The 23610-nt window shown below is 73.8% G+C and carries 20 protein-coding genes, 1 pseudogene and 1 riboswitch; of the genes and pseudogenes, 10 read left to right on the plus strand and 11 right to left on the minus strand.

Going from position 1 to position 23610, the window contains the following annotated elements; genetic code table 11:
* Positions 1-732 (minus strand): annotated as a pseudogene (locus V6U77_RS12185) (hypothetical protein); the annotation flags it as partial.
* 176 nt (positions 733-908) lie between these two features.
* Entirely contained in the window at positions 909-2522 is a 1614-nt protein-coding gene (locus V6U77_RS12190; protein ID WP_334606391.1) for a C40 family peptidase, read from the minus strand.
* A gap of 241 nt (positions 2523-2763) precedes the next feature.
* On the opposite strand from V6U77_RS12190, the gene mqnE reads away from it, so the two are divergent.
* Genes mqnE through V6U77_RS12205 form a run of 3 tightly spaced genes read left to right on the plus strand, consistent with a single transcriptional unit; the run spans position 2764 to position 4698 of the window.
* Positions 2764-3933 carry an aminofutalosine synthase MqnE gene (gene mqnE, locus V6U77_RS12195; protein ID WP_121397115.1) on the plus strand — a complete coding sequence of 390 codons (1170 nt, stop codon included), beginning with the start codon at positions 2764-2766 and terminating at the stop codon, positions 3931-3933.
* 22 nt (positions 3934-3955) lie between these two features.
* Complete coding sequence (locus tag V6U77_RS12200; RefSeq protein ID WP_334606392.1) at positions 3956-4378, plus strand: hypothetical protein; 423 nt, start codon at positions 3956-3958, stop codon at positions 4376-4378.
* 44 nt (positions 4379-4422) lie between these two features.
* Complete coding sequence (locus V6U77_RS12205) at positions 4423-4698, plus strand: DUF4229 domain-containing protein (protein WP_334606393.1); 276 nt, start codon at positions 4423-4425, stop codon at positions 4696-4698.
* A 62-nt stretch (positions 4699-4760) separates the two neighbouring features.
* Here V6U77_RS12205 and V6U77_RS12210 read toward each other — a convergent pair whose 3' ends face one another.
* The 3 genes from V6U77_RS12210 to V6U77_RS12220 all read right to left on the minus strand — a co-directional run bounded on the left by V6U77_RS12210 (position 4761) and on the right by V6U77_RS12220 (position 7858).
* A complete protein-coding gene (locus tag V6U77_RS12210) occupies positions 4761-5807 on the minus strand; it encodes a hypothetical protein (protein ID WP_334606394.1) in 1047 nt (348 codons plus the stop codon).
* Positions 5807-6313 (minus strand): SigE family RNA polymerase sigma factor, encoded by a 507-nt coding sequence (locus V6U77_RS12215; RefSeq protein ID WP_334606395.1) that lies wholly within the window; start codon positions 6311-6313, stop codon positions 5807-5809. The genes V6U77_RS12210 and V6U77_RS12215 overlap by 1 nt, the downstream gene beginning before the upstream one ends.
* Before the next feature lie 189 nt (positions 6314-6502).
* Complete coding sequence (locus tag V6U77_RS12220) at positions 6503-7858, minus strand: peptidase C39 family protein (RefSeq protein WP_334606396.1); 1356 nt, start codon at positions 7856-7858, stop codon at positions 6503-6505.
* 212 nt (positions 7859-8070) lie between these two features.
* On the opposite strand from V6U77_RS12220, the gene V6U77_RS12225 reads away from it, so the two are divergent.
* The 4 genes from V6U77_RS12225 to V6U77_RS12240 all read left to right on the plus strand — a co-directional run bounded on the left by V6U77_RS12225 (position 8071) and on the right by V6U77_RS12240 (position 13216).
* On the plus strand, positions 8071-9954 hold the full coding sequence (locus V6U77_RS12225) for a M14 family zinc carboxypeptidase (RefSeq protein WP_334606397.1): 1884 nt from the start codon (positions 8071-8073) through the stop codon (positions 9952-9954).
* Positions 9955-10118: 164 nt separating this feature from the next.
* A riboswitch (cobalamin riboswitch) is annotated at positions 10119-10201 on the plus strand.
* A gap of 111 nt (positions 10202-10312) precedes the next feature.
* The gene (locus V6U77_RS12230; RefSeq protein WP_334606398.1) at positions 10313-11251 is read left to right on the plus strand and encodes an ABC transporter substrate-binding protein; all 939 of its coding nucleotides are present in this window, start codon (positions 10313-10315) and stop codon (positions 11249-11251) included.
* 28 nt (positions 11252-11279) lie between these two features.
* On the plus strand, positions 11280-12368 hold the full coding sequence (locus V6U77_RS12235) for a FecCD family ABC transporter permease (RefSeq protein WP_334606399.1): 1089 nt from the start codon (positions 11280-11282) through the stop codon (positions 12366-12368).
* A gap of 71 nt (positions 12369-12439) precedes the next feature.
* Positions 12440-13216: an ABC transporter ATP-binding protein gene (locus tag V6U77_RS12240; RefSeq protein ID WP_334606473.1), complete on the plus strand. Its 777-nt coding sequence runs from the start codon at positions 12440-12442 to the stop codon at positions 13214-13216.
* 149 nt (positions 13217-13365) lie between these two features.
* Here the strand turns inward: V6U77_RS12240 and V6U77_RS12245 are convergent, their stop codons facing one another.
* The 4 genes from V6U77_RS12245 to V6U77_RS12260 form a co-directional block, all read right to left on the minus strand.
* A complete protein-coding gene (locus V6U77_RS12245) occupies positions 13366-14127 on the minus strand; it encodes a VOC family protein (RefSeq protein ID WP_334606400.1) in 762 nt (253 codons plus the stop codon).
* Between the two features lie 95 nt (positions 14128-14222).
* The gene (locus tag V6U77_RS12250) at positions 14223-14960 is read right to left on the minus strand and encodes an ABC transporter permease (protein WP_334606401.1); all 738 of its coding nucleotides are present in this window, start codon (positions 14958-14960) and stop codon (positions 14223-14225) included.
* 15 nt (positions 14961-14975) lie between these two features.
* Complete coding sequence (locus V6U77_RS12255; RefSeq protein ID WP_334606402.1) at positions 14976-15905, minus strand: ABC transporter ATP-binding protein; 930 nt, start codon at positions 15903-15905, stop codon at positions 14976-14978.
* Positions 15906-15958: 53 nt separating this feature from the next.
* The gene (locus V6U77_RS12260; RefSeq protein WP_334606403.1) at positions 15959-18247 is read right to left on the minus strand and encodes a HelD family protein; all 2289 of its coding nucleotides are present in this window, start codon (positions 18245-18247) and stop codon (positions 15959-15961) included.
* 267 nt (positions 18248-18514) lie between these two features.
* Between V6U77_RS12260 and V6U77_RS12265 the strand changes: the two genes are divergently transcribed.
* From V6U77_RS12265 to V6U77_RS12275, 3 genes are read left to right on the plus strand one after another with little or no spacing between them, the layout of a single operon-like run.
* Complete coding sequence (locus tag V6U77_RS12265; protein WP_334606404.1) at positions 18515-19099, plus strand: helix-turn-helix domain-containing protein; 585 nt, start codon at positions 18515-18517, stop codon at positions 19097-19099.
* Positions 19100-19140: 41 nt separating this feature from the next.
* Positions 19141-20460 carry an MFS transporter gene (locus V6U77_RS12270; protein WP_334606405.1) on the plus strand — a complete coding sequence of 440 codons (1320 nt, stop codon included), beginning with the start codon at positions 19141-19143 and terminating at the stop codon, positions 20458-20460.
* A 33-nt stretch (positions 20461-20493) separates the two neighbouring features.
* Positions 20494-21345, plus strand: a complete 852-nt coding sequence (locus V6U77_RS12275; protein WP_334606406.1) for a menaquinone biosynthetic enzyme MqnA/MqnD family protein — start codon at positions 20494-20496, stop codon at positions 21343-21345.
* Between the two features lie 54 nt (positions 21346-21399).
* Here V6U77_RS12275 and V6U77_RS12280 read toward each other — a convergent pair whose 3' ends face one another.
* Positions 21400-22341 carry a hypothetical protein gene (locus tag V6U77_RS12280; RefSeq protein WP_334606407.1) on the minus strand — a complete coding sequence of 314 codons (942 nt, stop codon included), beginning with the start codon at positions 22339-22341 and terminating at the stop codon, positions 21400-21402.
* Complete coding sequence (locus V6U77_RS12285; protein WP_334606408.1) at positions 22341-23297, minus strand: hypothetical protein; 957 nt, start codon at positions 23295-23297, stop codon at positions 22341-22343. Before V6U77_RS12285 ends, V6U77_RS12280 begins: the two co-directional genes overlap by 1 nt.
* Positions 23298-23610: the final 313 nt, after the last annotated feature.

The raw sequence follows: 23610 nt of genomic DNA on the forward strand, positions 1-23610 counted from the left end.
TGGCGGCGCGGGCGGACCCGGCACCGGGGGTACCGGCGCGGGCGGCCTGGGACCCGGCCCCGGGGGCGTCGGGCCGGGCGGGTAGGGAACGGGCACCGGCGGGGTCGGGACCGGCGGGTTCGGCGACGGCGGGTTCGGGCCGGGCACCGGCGGCGTGGGCGGGTTCGGGCCCGGCACCGGCGTGGGAGCCGGCGCCGGCTCGGGCTCCGGGACCGGCGGCGCCGGCGGCTGCGCCGGCTCCGGCGGTCGGGCGGGCTCCGGCGGCTCCGGATTGACCGGTGCCGCCCGGTAGATCCGGGCCTCGCCCGTCCGGGAGCGGATCGCCCCGGCCTCGTCGGCCGAGACCGGCCTCATCCCGGGTACGGCGGCGCTGGCCCGTGCTCCCGCCGTGCCCCGCTGTCCGGGCACCGCGGCGGGCGCAGGAGCGGCCGTTCCGGCGGCCCGGTAGGTGGTGCCGGCGCTGGGACCGGCCGACGGCACCACGTCGCCCGCACCCGGCGCGGCGGCCGTGGCCACGGAGACCCGGCCCCGGGCCGGCGCCGCGGACTGTCGGCGTACGTCGTCGGCGGGCGGCTCGGGCGACGGCCCCGCGTGGCCGGCCCCGGGCGTGGCTCCGTCGTCGACCACGGTGGGGGCGGCGACGGACGTCAGGGGATGCGGTGCCCCGGCACCTCTCCGGTCGGGCGTGGACCCGTGGTCGACCGGCTCCGCCGGAACCTCTTGCTCGGCCATGCTCGCCCTCCGCGCACGCTCGCGCCCGGATCCGCGACATCGGACCGGGTGTGCCTGTCTGTCACCGTGCCACATTCCGGCCCGGTGGCACAGCCGGAGCGTATTGCAGGGGCGGTGTCGACTTTCCCGCCAGCCGGCCCGGCCAAGGTGGCCGCCGGACCGGCGAGGGCCCCTGGTCAGCTACCGGTGCTCGCCGAGGCGGTGGCCGAGGTGCTGCCCGTCGGCTGGGAACTGCTCTGGGCCGTGGTCGGCGCCACACTGCCGGCCGGGGCGCTCGGCGTCGCGGTGGCCGACCTGCTCGGCGACGTCGGGATCGACGCGCTGGGCGTGGCGGAGTCGGACGCGTCGGGCGTGGCGCTGGCCGTGGGCGAGGGAGAGCCGGTGGGCGAGGTCGACGGGCTCGGCGTCGGCGAGGTCGACGGCGTGACCGACGGCGACGGGCTCGGCGTCGGCGACGTGGGCTTCGGGCTGACCGGGGGCTTGGTCGCGGGCGGCTTCGTCGCGGGCGGCTTCGTCGGTGTGGCGGCCGGCGCGGGCACCGCTCCGATGACGCGGGTGGCGGCGTGGAGACGGGACCAGCGCACGGTGGAGATCTTGACCACGTCACCGGTGGTCGGTGCGTGGATCATCTTGCCGCCGCCGACGTACATGCCCATGTGGTGGATCGTCGTCCAGCTGGAGCCGGAGGCGAAGAAGAGCAGGTCGCCGGGGAGCAGCGCGGTGCGGGGCACGGTGCGCGACCGGGTGGCGTAGTACTGGTCCCGGGAGACCCGGGGCAGCCCGTAGTAGCCCGCCGACCGGTAGGCGGCGTAGATCAGGCCGGAGCAGTCGAACCGGTCCGGCCCCTCGGCGGCCCACAGGTAGGGGTCGCCGAGCTGCGCCCGTGCGTACGCCAGGGCCTTGAGGGCCTTCGGGTGCGCGGCCAGGCCGTTGGCGGTCTCGTCGCCGAGGTAGCCGGCCCCGAGGCGCTGCTCGGCGGCCTCCTGCTGGCGCTCGATCTCGATGAGCTGGGCGGCGTTGTCCCGCTTCAGCTTGTCCAGCTTCTTCTCGGCGTCGCGCAGGGCCTTCTCGCCGGCGGAGTATTCCGCCTTCGCGCCCGTCAGGCGCGACGCCGCCGAGACCATCGCCTGGCTGGCGGCCTGCTCGCCGGTACGGGCCCGGGACACCTCGCCCTCGGCGGCGGTGGTGCCACCCTCGGCCTTCTCACCCCGGATGATGCGGGAGAGCCGGCTCAACTCGTGCAGGTCGTTGGCGAACTCGCCCGGCGGGAGGGCGGCGGCGGCCTTGAAGGCGCCCGCGGCGGCGGCGTCGGCACCCTCCTGGGCACGGGCCACCGCGTCCCGGGCGAGGGCGAGGGTGCGCTCGGCGGTGGCGTGCTGCGTCTCGGCCTCCGTGCGCTTCTGCTGGAGCGAGAGCAGTTGGTCTCGCAGCTGCCCGACCTGTGCCTCGGCGGCGTAGATCTGGGCGGCGAGCGGCCCGTTGGCGACGTTGCCGCCCGGCAGGCCGGGCACCGTGCCCGGCACACCCGTGACCGTGCCCGGCAGCCCCGGCACCGTGCCCGGGAGGCCGGGGACCGGCGCGCCGCCGGGCAGCTGGAGCTGGCCGGTGTAGGACGGCCGGGACCCGGTGTCGGGGACGCTGGCGGGCAGCGACGGGTCGGCCTGGACGGGGTTGGCGAGGACCGTGGCGACGATGGCGCCGAGCAGGGCGGACCAGAGCGCCGGGCGCAGCACCGGCGAGATCACCGGGCTCCGTCGTCGCTGCCGTCGCCCGCGCCCAGTGTCGACCATTCCGCTCCCCGTCCGGCGTGCGTCACCGCGCCCGGGGGGCGCGGCCGTGGGGACGCTACCAGCGGGTGCTGAACGTCCCACCCTGTCTTACCGCACCCAGGCAACGATGTCGATGCGTCGGCGGGTAACGGGTCCCTGAGAGTTCGGTGAGCCGGCGCACGGGACCCGACCGTGCTGCGGGGGCGTCGGCGGTCCGACGTACGCTCGATTCCTACCGTAGGTGGAAGGGACGTGGCTTTCGATGGACGCCGGACTCAAGCGTGAGCTCGAAGCGAAGGTGTACGCCGGCGAGCGGCTGACCCGCGAGGACGGGATCGCCCTCTACGACAGCGACGACCTCGCATGGCTGGGCCGGCTGGCGCACCACCGGCGCACCGAGCTCAACGGCGACCGGGTGATGTTCAACGTCAACCGGCACCTCAACCTGACCAACGTCTGCTCCGCCTCCTGCGCGTACTGCTCGTTCCAGCGCAAGCCCGGCGAGAAGGACGCCTACACGATGCGCATCGACGAGGCGGTCCGCAAGGCCAAGGAGATGGAGGACGAGCAGCTCACCGAGCTGCACATCGTCAACGGCCTGCACCCGACGCTGCCCTGGCGCTACTACCCGAAGGTGCTGCGCGAGCTGAAGGCGGCGCTGCCGAACGTCAAGCTCAAGTGCTTCACCGCGACCGAGGTGCAGTGGTTCGAGAAGATCAGCGGCCTGAGCGCCGACGAGATCCTCGACGAGCTGATGGACGCCGGCCTGGAGTCGCTGACCGGCGGCGGCGCGGAGATCTTCGACTGGGAGGTCCGCCAGCACATCGTCGACCACGCCTGCCACTGGGAGGACTGGTCGCGCATCCACGCCCTGGCGCACAGCAAGGGCATGAAGACCCCGGCGACGATGCTCTACGGCCACATCGAGGAGCCCCGGCACCGGGTGGACCACGTGCTGCGGCTGCGGGAGCTGCAGGACGAGACCGGCGGCTTCGCGGTGTTCATCCCGCTGCGCTACCAGCACGACTTCGTCGACTCGGCGGACGGCAAGATCCGCAACCGGATCCAGGCCCGCACGACGATGGCCTCGCCGGCCGAGTCGCTGAAGACCTTCGCGGTCTCCCGGCTGCTCTTCGACAACGTCCCGCACGTGAAGTGCTTCTGGGTCATGCACGGGCTCTCGGTCGCCCAGCTCTCGCTCAACTTCGGTGTCGACGACCTGGACGGCTCGGTCGTCGAATACAAGATCACCCACGACGCCGACTCGTACGGCACCCCGAACACGATGCACCGGGACGACCTGCTGCACCTGATCTGGGACGCCGGCTTCCGTCCCGTCGAGCGGAACACCCGCTACGAGGTGGTCCGCGAGTACGACGCCCCGCCGTCCCTGGCCGAGCGCCGCGCCGAGCCGCAGCAGGTCTGGGCCTGACCGGCACGTACCCTCGTAGGCCATGACCGAGCAGCGGAGCGGGTTCCCCCGGCGTGACGCCGAGGGGCGCATCCTCACCCTGGGCGACCTGCTCGGGGTGAGCCTGGCCGGCCTGGTCGTCGGTGTGCTGGCGGTGGTGCTGTTCGATTGGGCGTTCGCGCTGATCGGCAGCGGCGACTTCGGGCGGTCGAACGGCTGGCTGGCGATCATCCTGCCGGCCTGGCTGTTCTGGGACGACTTCCGCGCCTGGGAGTTCGGCGCGGCACGGGTGGTGTCGGGGCTGGCCGCCACCACGGTGGGCGTGGTCGCCGGGCTCGTGGTGGCCGGCCTCGCCGCCGGTCTCCCGTCGCTGCTCTCCGGTGCTCTGGGGGCGGCGACCTTCACCCTCGGCTACGCGGTGGTCTGGTTCCACGGCGTCCACTGGCTGGCCCGCCGGACGGGCTGAACCTGCCGCCGGGAGGCCCGGCGGCGGAGAACGGAGTGCGGAACGTGAGCGCGGCGGTCAAGTACACGCTGGGCCGGATCGGGCTGTTCGTCGCCGTGCTGGCGGCCCTCTGGCTGGTCGAGCTGAACATCTTCATCAAGCTGATGGTGGCGCTGGCCTTCTCGGCCGCCCTGTCGTTCTTCCTGATGAAGGGCTGGCGGGACGAGATGGCCGAGGAGATGGCCACCGCCGCCGAGCGCCGTCGCGCCGAGAAGGAGCGCCTCCGCTCCGCCCTGGCCGGCGAGGACCAGGACCCGGAGACGCCCCCAACTAGCGCTTGACGGACCCTGACCAGGGCGCTCGGTGGCCGGATGAGGGCCACGAGATCGGCGCCGGGACGGTGTCACCAGGTGTCGGGACGGTCGAGGTCGCTCGCCGGCTGGTACCCGCTCAGCACCGTCAGGCCCTCCGACTCGGTGTAGCCGTTCCCCCGACCCTTGAGGAACGCCTCGACGGCGCATGGCTCGACGAACATCTCCAGTACGTCGCTGCCCTGCCGGCGTGCCCGGTAGGGCCCCGCGACGAGGTCGGCGGCCTTCGGGTCGCGGCCCGGCACGGGTTGCGCCCGAACCGTCAGCCAGCGACCGGATTCGTCACCCACCACCAGCGAGGCCTCGTCGAAGGAGCCATGCTCCGACCGGTGAAGCGTGACCGAGCATCCGAGCAGCCGCCCGCCCGGCGGCAGCGACTGCAGGCGGAACGGCACCACGCAGCGGTGGGCACCGTCGAACCTGACCCGACTCGCCGCGTCCGTCGCCTCGTCGCGGCCGGTCGCGTAGATGTCGAGCTGAGCCCAGAGCCCGTCGACGGGCTGCCAACGGACGAACCACAGTTCCGTGTCGCCGGACGGATCGAACCAGGCGGCCCCCGGGCGGCCCCCGACCCGCACGTCGGCCGGCGGCTGGGGTCGCCCCGCCGACGAGATCGTCTGTTGCAGCCCGTCCAGCGTCGCGACGCTGCGCGCCAACGCGAACCGAGCCTGCCCGGTCGGGCCCCGGAACTCGACGCTCTCGACCCCACGCCCGGCGCTCCAGGTCGCGGACCAGGCGTCGCTGACCAGGCTGTCGGTCGTGAAGTGCACCACGCCGGGATCGGCCCCCACGGCCTCGGGTCGTGCGATGGCGCCGGGCTGACCCGGTGCGTCCGGCAGCACGAGTGCCGTGGCCGGCCTGGTCGGGCCGTCGGGTGCCCGACCGGACGGGATCGTCATGACCGCCGCGGCCAGGACGACGCACGCCGCGGCCGTCCCCCCGGTGGTCAGCCAGCGGCGGCGCAGTCGGAGGCGGTGTCCGCGACGCCGGGCGTGTGCCACGATCGGCGCGGGGTCGACGTCGCCGCCCGCGTGGTGCCTGAGCGTCGTGGCGAGCTGCTGATCGAGGTCGCTGGACATCAGAACTCTCCTCCTGTCGGGGCGGAGGTGGATGCGAATGCTTCCTGCCGCTTGCGGAGTGCCGTCAGGGCCCGCTTGGCGTGGGTACGAACCGTGCCGGGCGAACAGTCCAGGATCTCGGCGATCATCGCGTCGTCGAGATCCTCGTAGTAGCGCAGGACGATCACGGTGCGTTGACGCACCGGCAGGGCGCAGACGAGCCGCCACAGCGCGTCCCGCTCGGCGACACCGGCGGCCTCGTCCGTCGCGTCCGGCCGATCGTTCACCGCGGCGACGGAGATCTCCTGGCTGCTGCGCCGGCGCCACCACGAGCGGTGGGCGTTGACGAGCATCCGATGGACGTACGCATCGGGCCGATCCGTCCGGGAGATGCGGGCCCAGCGGGCGTACGCCCTGGCGAGGACGTCCTGAACCAGGTCCTCGGCCCGATGCTCGTCACCGGTCAGCAACCGGGCGAGCCGCACCAGCGCCGCAGTGCGGGCGAACGCGTACTCCTCGAACGTCACGCCCTATCAACGTCGCGAGTCGGCCGACCCGTAGACATCCAGCCAGCACCTCGTGGCGGAGAACCTCGGGGGGCCGGACGCGCGCCTGACGGACGGGCATGGGCCTGAGCCAGGAAAACGGCCGAGGGGCCCGGTCGCCGGGCTGAGCCGGGCGAGCGGACCCCTCGAACGATTCGGGTCGGTGTCAGGTCACCAGTTGGTGGAGCCGGCCACCTTCGGCCACGGCTTCAGCGTGGGCTTGATCAGGTAGACGACGCCGCCGGAGCCGCCGGAGACCCCGCCGCTGGCGTTGGTCCGCTTGGTGCGCAGCCAGATCTGCTCGAACTGCTCACGCGGGTAGACGTTGCGCACCGCCTCGTTGCTGGACGAGGCCGGGTCGTTGACGATGACGTCGCCCTCGGCGGTGAAGCCGACCACCACGAAGAGGTGGCCGGAGGTGCCGTAGCCCGCCCCGTCCAGCTCGCTGGCGAGGAAGGACTGGCTGGTCACGACCGGGATCCCGGCGGCGATGAAGCGTTCCACCTCGTCGAGCGAGTGCAGCCGGGTGACCCGCGCCTCCAGGCCGGGGAAGCTGGCCGCGTACGCGGTGTTGAAGGGCCAGTTGCCGGCGCCGTCGTACTGGTAGTCGTAGACCATCCGGGCGGCGTGGTTGACCGTCGGGTCCGGGTAGGTCGGGTCGACCCAGGAGGTGTCCTCCTCGGACGCCTTGCGGCCCCAGTACTCGATCACCATCGTGGTGGAGGTGGGGGAGCACCAGGCCTGGCCGCCGCCGTCGTACTCGGGGTAGTGGCCGGTGTGGATGTTCTGCGAGTAGCGCGGCACGGCGAGTTCCTTGCCCCAGGCGATGCCGCCGGCGCTCGGCTCGACCGTGAACCGGTCCGGTACGTTCGAGCTCATCGCGCCCACCGTGTGCACGACCGGCGCGGCGCGCTGGCCCGGGGCCTTGTAGAGGGTGAGCCGCAGCTGGTACTCCCGCAGCAGCACGCCTACCGAGGCGTCGTCGATGCTGAAGGTGTCGGTCCAGATGGTCGACCAGGGGTCGCCCTGGCGGTTGACGCTGGTGCGCTTGATGTCGGCGTCGCCGGAGGCCCACCGGCCCATCACGTACCACTTGGTCTGGACACCGGTGTTGTACGTGCCCTGCATCTCCACCTGGATCCAGGTGCCGGCCGGGGTGCTCGCGTTCCACGAGGCGATCAGCTCGGTGGCGTCGAAGCCGATCCGGGTGACCGGGGAGGTCCAGGTCCCGTACTCCCAGCTCCTGGTCACGCCGGTGTGCGGGTCGGTGTAGTCGGTGGTGCCGAGCGGCTGGGCCAGCGTGACGCCCGGCCGGAGGCCGGGGACGGCCCGGGTGCCGGCGTGGGTGCCGCGACGCCAGTCGGGGTAGCGGGACCAGTCCTGGAAGGTGATCTGTTCGTCGTGGACCACCGGACGGGTGGTCGACGGGGCCGCGACGGGCGCGGCGACGGCGGGCGCCGTGGTGCCGAGAAGGGTGAGTGCGGTGGCGGCCGCGAGAGCGGCCGTACGCAGGCGTGGTCTGGCCATGGGTCCTCCGCAGGGACGGACGGATCGTTGCGGGTCAGTGTCCCGCTCGGAGGGAACTTTCGCCAGAGGCCGGCAGTTGGAAAATCCTTGCCGATGTGAGGATCAGGATGACATGCAACTAGGTAACGACGGATGTTGATATGACCATGTGAGCGGTGGTGAAGTGTCCTCCACCGAGCGGGATCTCCTCCCGCCCCCCGAGGAGGTTGTCCATGGCCTTCCGCAACACCACCCTCCGCCGTCGCCTGGCGGTCGCCGTAGCAGCCGGGTTCGCCCTGCTCACGGTCGCCGCCGCGCCAGCCACCGCCCGGCCGGCCCCGGACCGGGCCGACTCCGCGGCGGCGTCGTACCGGGTGCTCGGTCCGCGTACGGTCGACGACCGCACCGCCGTCGCCCGCACCGGCGCCGCCATCGACTTCGTCGAGCACGGCGTGCTCAACGTCTCGGCCACCCCGGCCGAGGCGGCGGCGATCACCCGGCTCGGCTTCCGGCTGGAGGCGGTTCCCGCCCCGTCGGCGGACGACCACGGCCACAACCACGCCGAGGGGGACGTCGGCACGGCCGCCTTCCCGCCCGCCGACTCCAACTACCACGACTACGCCGAGCTGACCGCCGTGGTGAACAAGGTGGTCACGGACCACCCCTCGATCGCCCGGAAGATCAGCATCGGCTCCTCGTACGAGGGCCGGGACCTGATGGCGGTGAAGATCTCCGACAACGTCGCCAGCGACGAGAACGAGCCGGAGATCCTGTTCAACTCGCAGCAGCACGCCCGCGAGCACCTGACCGTCGAGATGGCGGTCTACCTGCTCAACCTCTTCACCGACAGCTACGGCACGGACTCCCGGGTCACCAACATCGTGAACACCCGGGAGATCTGGATCGTGCCCACCGTCAACCCGGACGGCAGCGAGTACGACATCGCCACCGGCTCCTACCGTTCCTGGCGCAAGAACCGGCAGCCCAACAGCGGCTCGTCGTACGTCGGCACGGACCTGAACCGCAACTGGTCCTACCAGTGGGGCTGCTGCGGCGGCTCGTCCGGCTCGGCCTCGTCGGACACCTACCGGGGCCCGTCGGCGTTCTCGGCGCCGGAGACCCAGGCGCTGCGGAACTTCGTCAACAGCCGGGTGGTCGGCGGCACGCAGCAGATCAAGGCGAACATCGACTTCCACACCTACTCGGAGCTGGTGCTCTGGCCGTTCGGCTACACGTACAACAACACCGCCCCCGGGATGACGACGGACCAGTACAACACCTTCGCCACCCTGGGCCAGCAGATGGCGAACACCAACGGCTACACCCCGCAGCAGTCCAGCGACCTCTACGTCACCGACGGGGACAGCATCGACTGGATGTGGGGCCAGCACGGCATCTGGGCGTACACCTTCGAGATGTACCCCGGCTCGGCCGGCGGCGGCGGCTTCTACCCGCCCGACGAGGTGATCCCCACCCAGACCTCGCGGAACCGGGAGGCGGTCCTGCTGCTCAGCGAGTACGCCGACTGCCCGTACCGGGCCATCGGCAAGCAGGCGCAGTACTGCGGCGGTGGCGGCGGCACCACGGTCTGGTCGGACACCTTCGAGACGGCCACCGGCTGGACCATCAACCCGAACGGCACCGACACCGCGACCCTCGGCGTGTGGGAGCGGGGAGCCGCCCAGGCGACCAACTCCAGCGGGGCGAAGCAGCTCGCCCCGTACGCCGGCGCCAACGACCTCGTCACCGGCCGGCTGGCCGGCACGGGAGCCGGTGACCACGACCTCGACGGTGGCGTGACCAGCGCCCGGTCGCCGGCGGTGACCCTGCCGTCGAGCGGCACGCTGACCCTCTCCCTCGCCTGGTACCTGGCCCACGGCTCGAACGCGTCGTCGGCCGACTACCTGCGGGTGAGCGTGGTGCACAACGGCGGCACCACGGTCCTGTTCACCCAGTCCGGGGCGGCCACCAACCGCAACGGCGCCTGGGCGGTGTCCAACGCCAACCTCACCCCGTACGCCGGCCAGTCGGTGCGGATCCTCGTCGAGGCGGCGGACGCCTCGGGCGCGAGCCTGGTCGAGGCGGCTGTGGACAACGTCACCATCACCAGTTCCTGACCGGTGGGGCCCCGCTCCGCCCCCGGCGGGGCCCCACCACCGGCCACCAGACGTCGATCCAGGGCATATCGCCGCCGTTGATGATCAACGAGCGCCGATGCGCCCTGGATCGACGAGGCACGTCCGGGGCGTGCGCTACCGTTCTACCGACCACGCGCAGCGAAGCCGGTGCGAAACCGGCGCTGTCCCGCAACTGTGATGTCCCGCCACCCGGCCGAACGCCGGGCCACGGCGGGGACGAGCCAGGTCGCCTGCGTCCGTGGTCGCGACACGCGCTCTCGAGGAAGGGCGCCTCGCGGACGGGCGCCACCGCTCCCTGTCGGCGAAGCACCACGCTCCTCGACCGACAGGAGGACCCGTGCTCAGACGTACCCCCCGGCTCTTCGCCGCGACCCTCGCGGTGGCCGCGCTCGCCCTCGGCGCCTGCGCCGAGAAGAGCTCCGACGACGCCCCCGCCGCCGGCGCCAGCTCGGCCGGCGCCGCCTTCCCGGCCACCGTCGGAAAGCTGACGCTGGAGAAGCGGCCCGAGAAGATCGTCTCGCTCTCCCCGACGGCCACCGAGATGCTCTTCGCCATCGGCGCCGGCAAGCAGGTCACCGCCGTCGACGACCAGTCGAACTTCCCGGCCGACGTGCCTAAGAGCGACCTCTCGGGCTTCACCCCGAACGCCGAGGCGATCGCCGGCAAGAGCCCCGACCTGGTGGTGCTCGCCAACGACACCAACAAGATCGTCGAGCAGCTCACCGCGCTGAAGATCCCCGTCCTGCTGAACCCGGCGGCGACCACGCTCGACGACACCTACCGGCAGATCACCGACCTGGGCACCCTCACCGGCCACGCAGGCGAGGCCGCCGACGTGACCAAGCGGATGAAGGACGACATCGCCAAGCTCGTCGCCGACCTGCCGAAGCGCGCCGGGAAGCTGACCTACTTCCACGAGCTGGGCCCGGAGCTCTACACGGCCACCAGCAAGACCTACATCGGCTCGCTCTACACGATGGTCGGCCTGGAGAACATCGCCGACGCCTCCGACGCCGACGGCAAGCAGGGCGGCTACCCGCAGCTCTCGCAGGAGGTCATCGTCAAGGCCGACCCGGACTTCGTCTTCCTCGCCGACACCAAGTGCTGCAAGCAGAGCGCCGAGACGGTCAAGGCGCGCGCCGGCTGGGCGGGCGTCACCGCCGTCAAGAACAACCAGGTCGTCGCCCTCGACGACGACGTCGCCTCCCGCTGGGGGCCCCGCGTGGTGGAGCTGCTCCGGGTGATCGTCGACGCCACCGCCAAGGTCCCCGCGTGACCCGCGCCCGTCCGTGAGCAGTCCGTCCGTGAAGGCGCCGTCCGCCCGGCGGGCCGGGACGCTTCCCGCGTCCCGGCCCGCCGGGCTGCGGCCCCGCTGGCTCGTCGCCGGCGTCGCGGCGGTGCTGGTCGCGCTCGTCGCCGGGGTGTCCCTCGGCCCGGTCAGCCTGCCGCCGGGCAGCGTCGCGGCCGAACTGCTCAACCTCATCCCCGGCGTACGCCTCGACAGCGGGCTGACCGAGCGGGAGATCGCCATCGTCACCGAGCTGCGGCTGCCCCGGGTGGTGCTCGGCCTGCTGGTCGGCGGGCTGCTGGCCCTGGCCGGCGGCTGCTACCAGGGCGTGTTCCGCAACCCGCTGGCCGATCCGTACCTGCTCGGGGTGGCGGCCGGGGCCGGGCTCGCGGTCACCGCGGTGATCACCCTCGGCGCCGGGGCGGGCGGCGCGCTGACCGGGCTGCCGCTCACCATCCCGCTGGCCGCCTTCGTCGGCTCGATCGGCGCGGTGGCGATGACCTACCTGCTGGGCGCCTCCGGCGGGCGCGGCCGCTCCACCGCCACGCTGATCCTCGCCGGCGTGGCCGTCTCCGCGTTCCTCTCCGCCGGGCAGACCTACCTGCTGCAACGCAACTCCGACAGCATCCAGCAGGTCTACTCCTGGCTGCTCGGGCGGCTCGCCACCGCCGGCTGGCACGACGTGCGGCTGGTGCTGCCGTACTTCCTCGTCACCGCCCTGGTGGTGCTGCTGCACCGGCGGGAGCTCGACGTGCTCTCCGTCGGCGACGACGAGGCCGCGAGCCTCGGGCTGCACCCGCAGCGGTCCCGCTACCTGCTCATCGCCGCCGCCTCGCTCGGCACCGCCGCCGCCGTCTCCGCGTCCGGTCTGATCGGCTTCGTCGGGATCATCGTGCCGCACACCGTCCGGCTGCTCGCCGGGTCGAGCTACCGGGTGATCCTGCCGCTCTCGCTGCTCTTCGGCGGGGCCTTCCTGGCCCTGACCGACGTGGTGGCCCGTACCGCCGCCGCCCCGTCGGAGATCCCGATCGGCGTGGTCACCGCGCTGCTCGGCGGCCCGTTCTTCGTCCTGGTGCTGCGTACCTCCCGCCGGATGCTCGGGTGAGCGCGGCACGGGTGCCGGCCACGCGGCCGGCGGACGGTGGGGACCGCGCCCGGGCCACCGGCGCGGCCGCCGTGCCCGCCGTCGAGGTGCGCGACCTGCACGTGCGCCTCGACGGCACGCCGATCCTGGCCGGCGTCGACCTGACCGTCGCCGCGGGCGAGTGGGTCACCGTGATCGGCCCGAACGGCGCCGGCAAGTCGACCCTGCTGCGCGCCGTCGGCGGCCTGCTGCCCGCGCCGGGCGCCGTGTCCCTCTTCGGTACGCCGAGCGAGGCGCTGCGCCGCCGCGACCGTGCCCGGGTGGTCGCCACGGTGGCGCAGTCCCCGGTCGTGCCGGCCGGCATGTCGGTGTTCGACTACGTGCTGCTGGGCCGCACCCCCTACATCGCGCCGCTGGGCCGGGAGTCCGCCGCCGACCTGGCCGCCGCGCACGAGGTGCTCGACGGGCTCGACCTGACCGGGTTCCACGACCGGGAGCTGGCCACCCTCTCCGGCGGCGAGCGGCAGCGGGTCTTCCTGGCCCGCGCGCTGGCCCAGGGCGCGACCCTGCTGCTGCTGGACGAGCCGATCAGCGCGCTGGACATCGGCCACCAGCAGGAGGTGCTGGAGCTGGTCGACCGGCTGCGCCGCGAGCACGGGCTGACGGTGCTCGCCACCATGCACGACCTCTCCATCGCCGGCGAGTACGCCGACCGCATGGTGCTGCTGGCCGACGGTCGGGTGGTCGCCGCCGGCACCCCCCGCGAGGTACTGACCGAGCAACTGCTCGCCACCTGGTACCGCGCCACCGTCCGCGTCATCGACGGCGACCACGGCCCCCTGGTGGTCCCGATCCGCCCCCACCCCTGACCGGCCCACCCACCCCCACCCTGACCCGCCCCGCCTCCTTCGGGGCGTCGATCATGCAGTCGTGGTGCCCCGCAAAAGGCGTAGCTCAGCTCATATCGCCCACCACAACTGCATGATCGACGCCGGCGGGGAGGGCCGGCGGGGAGGGGTCAGGGGCGGGTGAGGATGTTGAAGAGGGCGCCGTGGGGGTCGCGCAGGGCGGCGAAGCGGCCCGCCGGGGTGGTCTGGGGCGGGACCAGGATCGTGCCGCCGAGTTCGGCGGCCCGGGCGGCGGCCGCGTCGGCGTCGGCCACGGCGAAGTACACCGACCAGTATGCGGGCGTGTCCGCCGGGAATCCGTCCCCGAGCGGCGGCACCATGCCGGCCACGATCCGGGTGCCGAGCCGCCAGCCGGTGTACGTGACCGGTCCCGCCCGCTGGTCGTCCGGGTGCCAGCCGAAGACCAGCTCGTAGAAGACCTTCGCGCCCTCCGGATCGGGGGTGACCAGCTCGGCCCAGGTGAGCGCCCCCGGGACGTCGAAGACCTCGGCCCCGGGCATCGACATCGGCTGCCAGACGCTGAACGTCGCCCCGGCGGGGTCGGCGAAGACCGCCATCCGCCCCTGGTCGAAGACCTCGAACGGGGGCACCACGACCTGCCCGCCGGCCCGCTCCACCCGGCCGGCCACCAGGTCCGCGTCGTCGGTCGCCAGGTACGTCGACCAGATCGGCACCTGGTCGGGGACGGCCGGCGGACCCGCGCCCGCCACCGCCCGCCCGCCGAGCAGGAAGACCGTGTAGCCGCCCGCCTCGGGCTGCGGGTCGACCCGACCGGTCCAACCGAACAGCTCGGGGTAGAACCGGCGCGCCTCGACGAGGCCGGGGGTGGCGAGGTCGGCCCAGCAGGGTGTGCCCGGCGGGACGGTGCTCACGTCGACCCCTCTCGGCGGGGGACGGCCACGCCGGCACGCCCCTGCCGGAATCGTGGCACCGACCCGCCGCGCCCCGGGGCGGATCGGCCGAAACGTCAGCTGAAGCGTCGACCCTCGTCGCGCCGGTACGCCCACCCGGCCAGCAGCGCCAGCAGCACCACCCAGACCCCGAGCATGACCATCGACAGCGGGTTGACCGGGTAGTCGCCGACCGCCGCCCACATCAGTTCCACCGCCCCCCGGGTCGGCAGGAACGGCGCGACGGCCTCGACGAACGCGGGTGCCTGGTCCGGTGCGGAGAGCAGCCCGCCCCCGAAGGCGAGCGGGAAGAAGACGACCTGCGCCACCACGATCGCCGCCTTGCTCGGCATCGAGTAGCCGATGGCGAGGCCCAGCAGCGTGAACGGCACCGAGATCACCGTGACGATCGCCAGGGCCAGCAGGAACGCCGGTGCGCTGATCCGCGCCTCGGTGAGCGTCGCCCCGATCGTCACCACCGGCACCAGGGAGAGGTAGGTCAGTGCCAGCCCGGCCAGCACCCGCCCGGCGAAGCGCGGTGCCGGGCCGGCCGGCAGGGTCCGCGTGTACGGGTTCCAGGGCTGGTCGCGGTCCTCGGCCACGCCGACGCCGTACTGGAAGATGTTCGCGCTCATCACCGAGAAGGTGACCATCGCGGCGGTGGCGTAGGTGGCGCCGACCGGGTCCTTGCCGGCGAACGGGACCACGAAGAAGAGCATCGCGACGGCGGGGAAGAAGGCGCTGCCGACGACGGCGACCGGGATGCGGACCGTCTCCAGGAGCTGGTAGCGGGCGTGGACGAGGGCGAGGCGCATGGGTGATCCGTTCCCTCAGGCGGTGGCCGGCGGGCCGGCCACGTCGGCCGTCGGGCGGTCGGCTGCGGAGCCCGGCGCCGCGTCGGTCGCGGTGATGGACAGGAACGCCTCCTCCAGCGAGGTGGGGCGGACCTCCAGGTCGGCGAACGGGACCCCGGCGGTGACCAGGGCCCGCACCAGCTCGTCGGCGTCGGTGGTGAGCAGGTGCGTGCGGCCGTCGACCCGCTCGGTGCGGACCACGCCGGGCAGCGCGGGCAGCTCGTCGGCGACCAGGCTGACCCGGCGCACGCCGACGATCCCCCGGATCGCGTCGACGGTGTCGTCGGCCAGCACCCGGCCGTGCCCGATGACCACCACCCGCCGGGCCAGCGCCTCGACCTCCTCCAGGTAGTGGCTGCTCAGCAGTACGGTGCCGCCGTCGTCGTGGAACGCCCGGATCGCCTCCCACAGGGTGTGCCGCGCCGCGACGTCCAGGCCGGTGGTCGGCTCGTCGAGCAGCACCAGCCGGGGCCGGCCGACGAAGGCGAGCGCCACCGCGAGCCGGCGGCGCTGCCCGCCGGAGAGGCCGCCGGTCTGCCGCCGGGCCAGCTCGGCCAGGCCGAAGCGGTCGAGCAGCTCGCCCCGGGGGACCGGGTCGGGGTGGTGGGCGGCGACGAAGTCCACCACCTCACCGACCCGCAGCGTGCCGGGCAGGCCCGTCTCCTGCGGGGTGACCCCGATCCGCCGCCGGCTCGCCGGGTCGCGCGGGTCGCCGCCGAACAGCTCGACCCGGCCGGCGGTGGGCCGGCGCAGCCCGACGAGCAGGTTGAGCAGGGTGCTCTTGCCGGCTCCGTTCGGGCCGAGCAGGCCGACCAGTTCGCCGGCGGAGACCTCCAGGTCGACCCGGTCGAGGGCGAGCACGTCGCCGTAGCGGCGGCTGACCGCCTCGGCGCGGGCGAGGATCACGGGACGCTCGTCGCGGATGTCACGATCCTTGTCTACCTTCCCGGCGCAAGTCGTCAGCCGAGCGGCGCGGGCAGCGGCCGGGTGTGCAGCACGGCGAGCCGGGAGACCGCCCGGGTGAGCACCACGTAGAGCCGGTGCAGGCCGCGCGGTTCGGCGGCCACGATCGCCGCCGGCTCGACGACGATGACGTGGTCGTACTCCAGGCCCTTGACCAGGGTCGCGGGCACCACCGTGACGCGCGCCGCGGCGGCCGGCTCGTCGACGGTCGCGGTGTCGACGCCGGCGGCGTCCAGCGCCGCCCGCAGCCCGCCGACCGCGTCGTCGGCGGCGATCACCGCCACCGAGCCGTCGAACGCCAGCGCCGCGCGCACCTCGGCCACCGTCGCGGCGGCCAGGTCTTCGACGGTACGCACGTCGAGCGCGCCGTCGCGGCGCAGCGACTCGGCCGGGGGTACGTCGACGGTGAGCGCGGGCAACAGCCGGTTGGCGAACGCGACCACGGCGGCGGGCACCCGGAAGCCGACCGTCAGCGGCACCACGACGGCGTCCGGCTTGCCGAGGTGACGCAGGGACTCCCGCCAGTCGGCGGCGGCCCACGGGGCGGTGCCCTGGGCCAGGTCGCCGAGGAGGGTGATCGACCCGTGTTCGCTGCGCCGGGCGATCACCCGACACTGCATCGGGGAGAGGTCCTGCGCCTCGTCGACGACGACGTGTCCGAAGCCGCCGGGCCGCTCGATGAGCCCGGCCGCCTCGTCGATCAGCACGGCGTCGGCCGCCGTCCACTTCGTGGCCTTCGGCGTGCGCCCGAGCTTCGTGCCGGTGCCCGGGGTCGGACGACGCGCCGAGGCGCGGGCGGTGGCGGGCGCCGGGTCCGTGGCGCCGGGCGCCGCCGTCGGGGCGTCCGCCGTCGTCGGGCCGGGGGCCTCGTCCGGGGCGGCCACCCCGCGCAGCCGCGCCTGCTCCTCGGCGTCGAGCAGCCCGTCCGCCGCGACGGCGAGCCGCTGCGGGTCGCTGAGCAGGGCGTACACCAGCCCTTCCGGGGTGAGCGCCGGCCAGACCGCGTCGAGGAAGGCGGTGACCGGGGTGGCCTTGCCCATCCGGCGCAGCCAGGCGTCGCTCGGGGACTCGGCGCGCCGCGCCTCGGCCTGCCGTTGCAGCAGCGACACCACCCGGGCCCGGACGCGCTCGCGGCCGGTGGCGTACGGCAGGCGCTCCCGCCGGGTCTCCTGGACCACCCGGTGCAGCGGGTCCAGCCCGATCCGCCAGCGGAACGAGCCGTCCGACACCATGATCGGCTCGGTCGGCTCGCCGATGTGCGAGTCGACCGCCCGGCGCAGCACCTCGGACATCCGGGCGTCGTGCTTGACCGCGGCCACCGCCGGGTCGTCGACGGCCCGCACCGGCACCCGGGCCACCAGGTCCTCCACCGTGGCCTGTTCGACCTCCACCTCGCCGAGCGCCGGCAGCACCGCCGCGATGTACGACAGGAAGGCCCGGTTCGGTCCCACGATCAGCACACCGGAGCGGCGCAGCCGCTCCCGGTGCAGGTAGAGCAGGTATGCGGCCCGGTGCAGGCCGACGGCCGTCTTGCCGGTGCCCGGGGCGCCCTGCACGCAGATCGAGTCGGCGAGGTCGGCCCGGACCAGCTCGTCCTGCTCCGGCTGGATGGTGGCGACGATGTCGCGCATCGGCCCGACGCGCGGCCGTTCGATCTCGGCGGTCAGGATCCGGCTGGTCGTGCCCAGTTCCTCGCCCCGGTCGAGGCGCTCGTCCTCGAAGCTGGTCAGCATCCCGTTGCTGAACCCGAAGCGGCGCCGTACCGCCACGCCCTGCGGGTCGCGGGCGCTCGCCCGGTAGAACGAGCGGGAGACCGGTGCCCGCCAGTCCAGCACCAGCGGCTCACCCCGGTCGTCGGTGACGTGCCGCCGGCCGACGTGGTACCGCCGGCCGGCGTGGTCCGCGTGCCACCCGTCCGGTGGGTCGCCGGGGTCGCCCGGTCGGCCGCCGGCGGGCGGGGTCACTGCGTCGCCGGGGTCCCCGGGTCGGCCGTCGGCGGGCGGGGCTCCGGTCGCCGGGCCGAAGTCGAGGCGTCCGAAGAAGAGCGGCGTTCCCGGGTCGTCGGCGAGCTCGGCGACCCGGCGGGCCAGGGTGCGCCCGAGCGTCTCGGCCGCGTACGCGTCGCCGGCCACCTGGTCGCCGGTGGAGAAGAGGGCCTGGGCGCGTTCCCGCATCCGGGCCAGGGCCGCCCGGGAGGTGGCGAGGTGCTCGCGTTCGGCGGTGAGGTCGGCGTCCAGGTCGAGATCGAGGTCGAGGTCGGTCACGCGGAATCCCGTCGGGGTCATCTGTCGGTCGCTCGCGTGTCCGGCGGGCGGATGGGCCGACCCCCCGGCGCGGGACGTCCGATGCGGTGGTCACCACCCTGGCCGTCAAGCGACCTGACAGCCTACGCGCCGGGCGCGCCACGCTCCACCGGGTTTCGACGCGCCGCCGGGACAACTTCGTGCCCACGGGCGCCGGGGCCTCGCCGCACCGCCCACGCGCCGCGTCGCCGTGCACGGTCGGGCCGACCGGCGACCCACGGCGGGCGGGCGAGCAGGGATCATGGACGCATGACGGAGGGGCGTCCCGAACGGCGCCGGATCACGATCAGCGACCCGCAGGTGATGCGGGCGTTGGCCCATCCGGCCCGAATCGCGATCATGGAACACCTGGACGTGGTGGAGGGCGGCGCGACCGCCACGGAGTGCGCGGAGGTCGCCGGGCTGTCACCGAGCGCGACCAGCTACCACCTCCGGGCGCTGGCGAAGTCGGGCCTGGTGGAGCAGGCGCCGAGTCGGGGGGACGCGCGCGAGCGGCTCTGGCGCACGGTCGGCCGGGGCCTGATGGTCGACGCGGGGCGCTCGGCCGGCCCGGAGGCGCGCGCGGCCGAGCAGGCGCTGGTGGAGGCGCACGCGGCCCGGGACATGGAGCGGACCCGGGACTGGCTGCGCCGCGCCGGCGACGAGCCCGCCGAGTGGTACGACGTCGCGCTGTTCAGCGACACGCTGCTGCTGCTGACCGCCGACGAGCTGGCGGGGCTGAACGAGGCCGTGAGTCAGCTGTTCGAGCCGTACCGGCAGCGGAACCGCCAGGCCGATCCGCCGGCCGGGGCGCGCACGGTGGCCGTGCAGTACCGGACGGTGCCGCTGGCGTAAGGGGGTTGCCCCGACCGGTTGTGAAGGATTATTTTCGAAGCATGTCCTTCACAACTGGCGATTCGCGCTGGTCCGACGTCTGGCTGACCGCCTCCGCGCGCGCCACCTCGATGTGCGGGGACTTCCTGGCCGCCACCGCCCTCGCGCTCGCCCTCCAGGCGGCCGGCGCCAGCGGCCTCGCCGTGTCCGGACTGCTGCTGGCGGCCACCCTGCCGCTGGTGGCGCTCGCCCCGCTCACCGGGCGGCTCGCCGACCGGGCGGACAGCCGGACGCTGCTGGTCGCCGCCGGCTTGGCTCAGGCCACCGTCTGCACCCTCCTCGCCTTCGTCGACCACCCCGCCCTGACCATCGGACTCGTCGCGCTGCTCGCCTGCGGGCTGGCCGTCACCCAGCCCTGCCTCGCGGCGCTGCTGCCGACGATGGTGCGCCCCGCCGACCTGCCCCGGGCGAGCGCGATCAACCAGACCGCCTCCTCCCTGGGCGCGCTCGCCGGCCCGGTGCTCGCCGGGCTTCTGGTCGGGCAGTTCGGCACCCGCGTACCGCTGCTCATCGACGCCGCGAGCTATCTCGCGCTGGTGGCCGTGGGCCTGCTGCTGCGCACCCGCCGGGGCGGCCGGCGGGCCGTCGCCACCGCGACCTCCGGCCCGGACCGGGCCCCGGCGTGGCGGCTGCGCCGCGACCCGTTGCTGCTGGCCGTCGTCCTGAGCACGGCCGCGGTCATCACGGCCGTCGGCGGCATCAACGTGATCGAGGTCTTCTTCATCCGGGAGACCCTCGGCGGCTCGCCCACGGTGTACGGCCTGGTCGGCGCCGCCTGGATGGCGGGGATGCTGCCCGGCAGCTGGCTCTGCGCCCGGCTGGCCCGGCGGCTCTCCGACGACGGTGCCCTGGTGTACGGCGTGCTGGTGACGCTCGGCGGCATCTGCCTGACGGTGGTGTTCGCCGCCGCAGTGCCCACGGCCGCGCTGCTGGTCCCCCTCTGGCTGGTCGCGGGCGCGGCGAACGGCGGGGAGAACGTCTTCGCCAACGTGCTCACCGCCCGGCGGGTGCCGGAGGCGTCACGCGGCCGGGCGTACGCCCTCTACGGCGCGGCGGTGCAGGGCGGCTCGATGGGCGGCTACCTGATCGGGGGCGCCCTGCTGGCGCTGCTGCCGCCGCGACCCCTGATCGCGGCCGCCGGCGCGGTCGGCCTGCTGGTGGTGGTGGCCTTCGTGCCGGCCATCGTCAGGTCCGTCCGCCGTGCCCGGGCGACCGGCGCCCCAGCCGGATCGGGGGCACCCGGGCACGGCGGGCCGGTCGAGGGGCGGGAGGAGGGGCCGGCGGCGGATGCGGGGTTGGCCACTCCCGCCCCGGCCCGCTGAGCCACCGGACGGTGGCGGGGATACGGTCGGGGCATGGCTGAGCACGTCGCACGCCCCCGGGTCGGGCACATCCAGTTCCTGAACTGCCTGCCGATCTACTGGGGGCTGATGCGCTCCGGTGCCCTCATCGACGTCGACCTGCACAAGGACTCCCCGGACCGGCTCAGCGCCGCCCTGGTCGCCGGCGACCTGGACATCGGCCCGATCTCCCAGGTCGAGTACCTGCGGCACGCCGACGAGCTGCTGCTCCTGCCCGACCTGGCGGTCGGCAGCGACGGCCCCGTGCTGTCGGTCAACGTCGTGTCCACCCGTCCGCTGGCCGAGCTGGGCCACGGCAAGGTGGCGCTGGGCTCGACCTCGCGTACCGGTGTGCTGCTGGCCCAGTTGCTGCTCGGCGAGCGGTACGGGGTGGACCCCGAGTACTTCCGCTGCCCGCCCGACCTGACGCAGATGCTGCTGGAGGCCGACGCCGGGGTGCTGATCGGCGACGTGGCGCTGCGCGCCCTCCACGAGGCGCCGAAGCGTGGGCTGGAGGTCACCGACCTCGGGCAGGCGTGGCGGGAGTGGACGGGCCTGCCGATGGTCTTCGCCGTCTGGGCGGTACGCCGCGACTTCGCCGCCGCCCACCCGGGCCTGGTCAAGGAGGTGCACGAGGCGTTCCTGCGCTCGCGGGACCTCTGCCTGGCGGAGCTGGACCAGGTGGCCGAGGCGGCGGCGCGCTGGGAGCCGTTCGACGCGGCGACCCTGGCGACGTACTTCCGGGCGCTGGACTTCTCCCTCGGCGAGCGCCAGGTGGCCGGCCTGCGCGAGTTCGCGCGCCGCGCCGCCGCCATCGGCGCCGCCCCGCCGTTGCCCGACTCCGGCCCGGCCTTCTTCCTGGGCTGAGCCCCCTGGCCGGCTCCGTGGGCCGAGCCCACGGGCCGGCCCGGGCGGGCCGGTCTAGGCGGTGGGGCGCAGGAGGGCTTCGGTGATCTTCTGGCAGTTCTTCATGCCGTACTCGTAGCCCTTGCCGATCGGGTAGCGGACCATCACGCCCATCGTCCAGGTGTCGCCGATGGCGAGGCAGTTGATGTGCATCTCCTGCTCGCGCGTACGGTCGATCCAGCCGTTCTTGATCGCGATGGTCTTGCGCTGCGCGGCCGGGAACGCCTTGCGGATGCCGAAGTCGCCGCCGCCCCGGACCAGCCGCATCTCGTCGATCAGCCACTTGGTCCACTTCGGTCCCGCGGCGCGGCCGTCGGCGATGCAGGCGCCCATCCGGGCGGTGTCGCGGGGGGAGAGCGCGGTGCGGCTCCAGCCGCCGTCGGCGGCGACCTTGCTGTCGGTCAGCTCGCACAGGGAGATCAGCCGCTTGATCGAGGCGGACCGGCCGACCGTGTCGTAGAACTGCTCGGCCCGGGTGTTGTCGCTGTCCCGGATGATCTTCGTGGCGTCGGCGAGTCTGGCGGCGCTCGGGGTCTGGCCGGCGTCGTCGGCGCGGCGCAGGTAGTCGGCGACGATCCAGGCCTTGATCAGCGACGCGGTGGTGCTGGTCTCGTCCATGTTGTCCGAGCCGATGATCTCCCCGCTGCGGCGGTCGAGGACGCTCCAGGAGTACCAGCCCTCGATGTCCAGGTCGAGGTCCTTCGCCTGGAACGGCAGCGGCTTCGGGGTGGGGCTCGGCGTCGGTGACGGGCGCGAGTTGCGGTCGCTCGGTGCTCCGGTGCCGCGCTCGGCCGGGCCGGCGGGGGCGCCCCACTCCGCGGCGGCGCGGGACTCGAACGGCGAGCCCGGCAGCAGCCGCAGCGAGACGAGCACCAGGCCGATGAGGACCACCGCGATGGCGATCAGCTTGCCGGGGGAGGCGTCGGCCGGCCCGGCGGCCCGGCGCTGTCGCCCCATCAGAGCTTCCCGGCGGGCTGCTGCGGCACCTTGAGAGCGGCGCCCGGCTGCGGCGTGACGAGCTGCGTGGCGACACTCGCGCAGACCCGGGCGCCGTAGTCGAGCCCGCTCTTCTGCGGGTAGCGCAGCATCACCGCGAGGCTCCACTTCTCCGTCACGGCGAGGCAGCTGACGTGCCAGTTGCCGTCGTAGTTGAGCGGGGTCCAGCCGTTCTTCATGCTGACCGGGCCCTGGGCCTTGATGGTGGCGGGCAGGCCGTCGATGATGCCCCAGCGGCCACCGCCGGAACGGGCCTTCTGGTCCTTGGCGGCCGTGCTGCCCCTGACCTTGCTCATCTCGTCCAGCAGGAGCTTCGTCCACTTGGGGCCGGCGGCCGTGCCGTCGGCGATGCAGTCGCCGAGCCGGACGGCGTCGCGCGGGGACATCCGGGTGAAGCTCCACCAGCCCACGTAGCCGGGCACATTGCCCGGCTTGGTGTCGGTGAGTTCGCAGGTGCTGATCATCCGCTTGATCGTGGCGGCCCGGCCCACCGCGCCGTAGAGGGCATTGGCGGCGTCGTCGTTGCTGTCCCGGATGGCGGTGGTGATCTGCTTCCTGCGCTCGGCCGGCAGCGGCTTGTCGCCGAGTTGGCGGAGGTAGTCCGCCGCGAACCAGGCCTTGATCATCGATTCGGTGGAGCTGGTCGAGGCCATGTTCTTCGACCCCGAGATCGCGCCGGACTCCCGGTCCATCAGGGCCCACGAGAAGAACTCGCCCTTGAAGTCCACCGCCACCGGGCCGGCGGCCAGGGTCGGGGGTGGGGGCGGGATCGGCGCGGGCGCGGCGACGCTCCCGCCGCCGCTTCCGCCGCTCTGGGCGTCGTCGCCGGCGAGTCGGGCGTACGCGGCCGGGACGAGCAGGCCGCCACCGAGGAGGACCGCCACGACGGCGAGCACCAGGGTCACGCGGGATCGCATGAGTGGATGAGCTCCAGATGTCAGGGCCGGGGGGACCGGCTGGTTGTCGGACGGATCGGCGGCTCGCCGAGGGCCGGGGGATGCGCCCTCCGTGGTTCTCGGGCGAATCGTCGGCAGCCGATCGGTGTGACGGGGGAAGTCTACGTGCGGATCGGCGGGGCGCCAGAACCTGACACCTGGCAACTTGCCATGTAGGCGGGATATCGAGCCGCTATGCGGCTGTTGGGGGGATTCACCTTTTCATAGTGACCCAAATCATAGTTTGCCCGGCTGTCGGCGGTCGCCTGCCGGTGCGGAAAGTGTCTCCGGAAAC

The sequence above is a fragment of the Micromonospora sp. CPCC 205546 genome (genome assembly GCF_036902715.1).
Taxonomy (GTDB): Bacteria; Actinomycetota; Actinomycetes; order Mycobacteriales; family Micromonosporaceae; genus Micromonospora.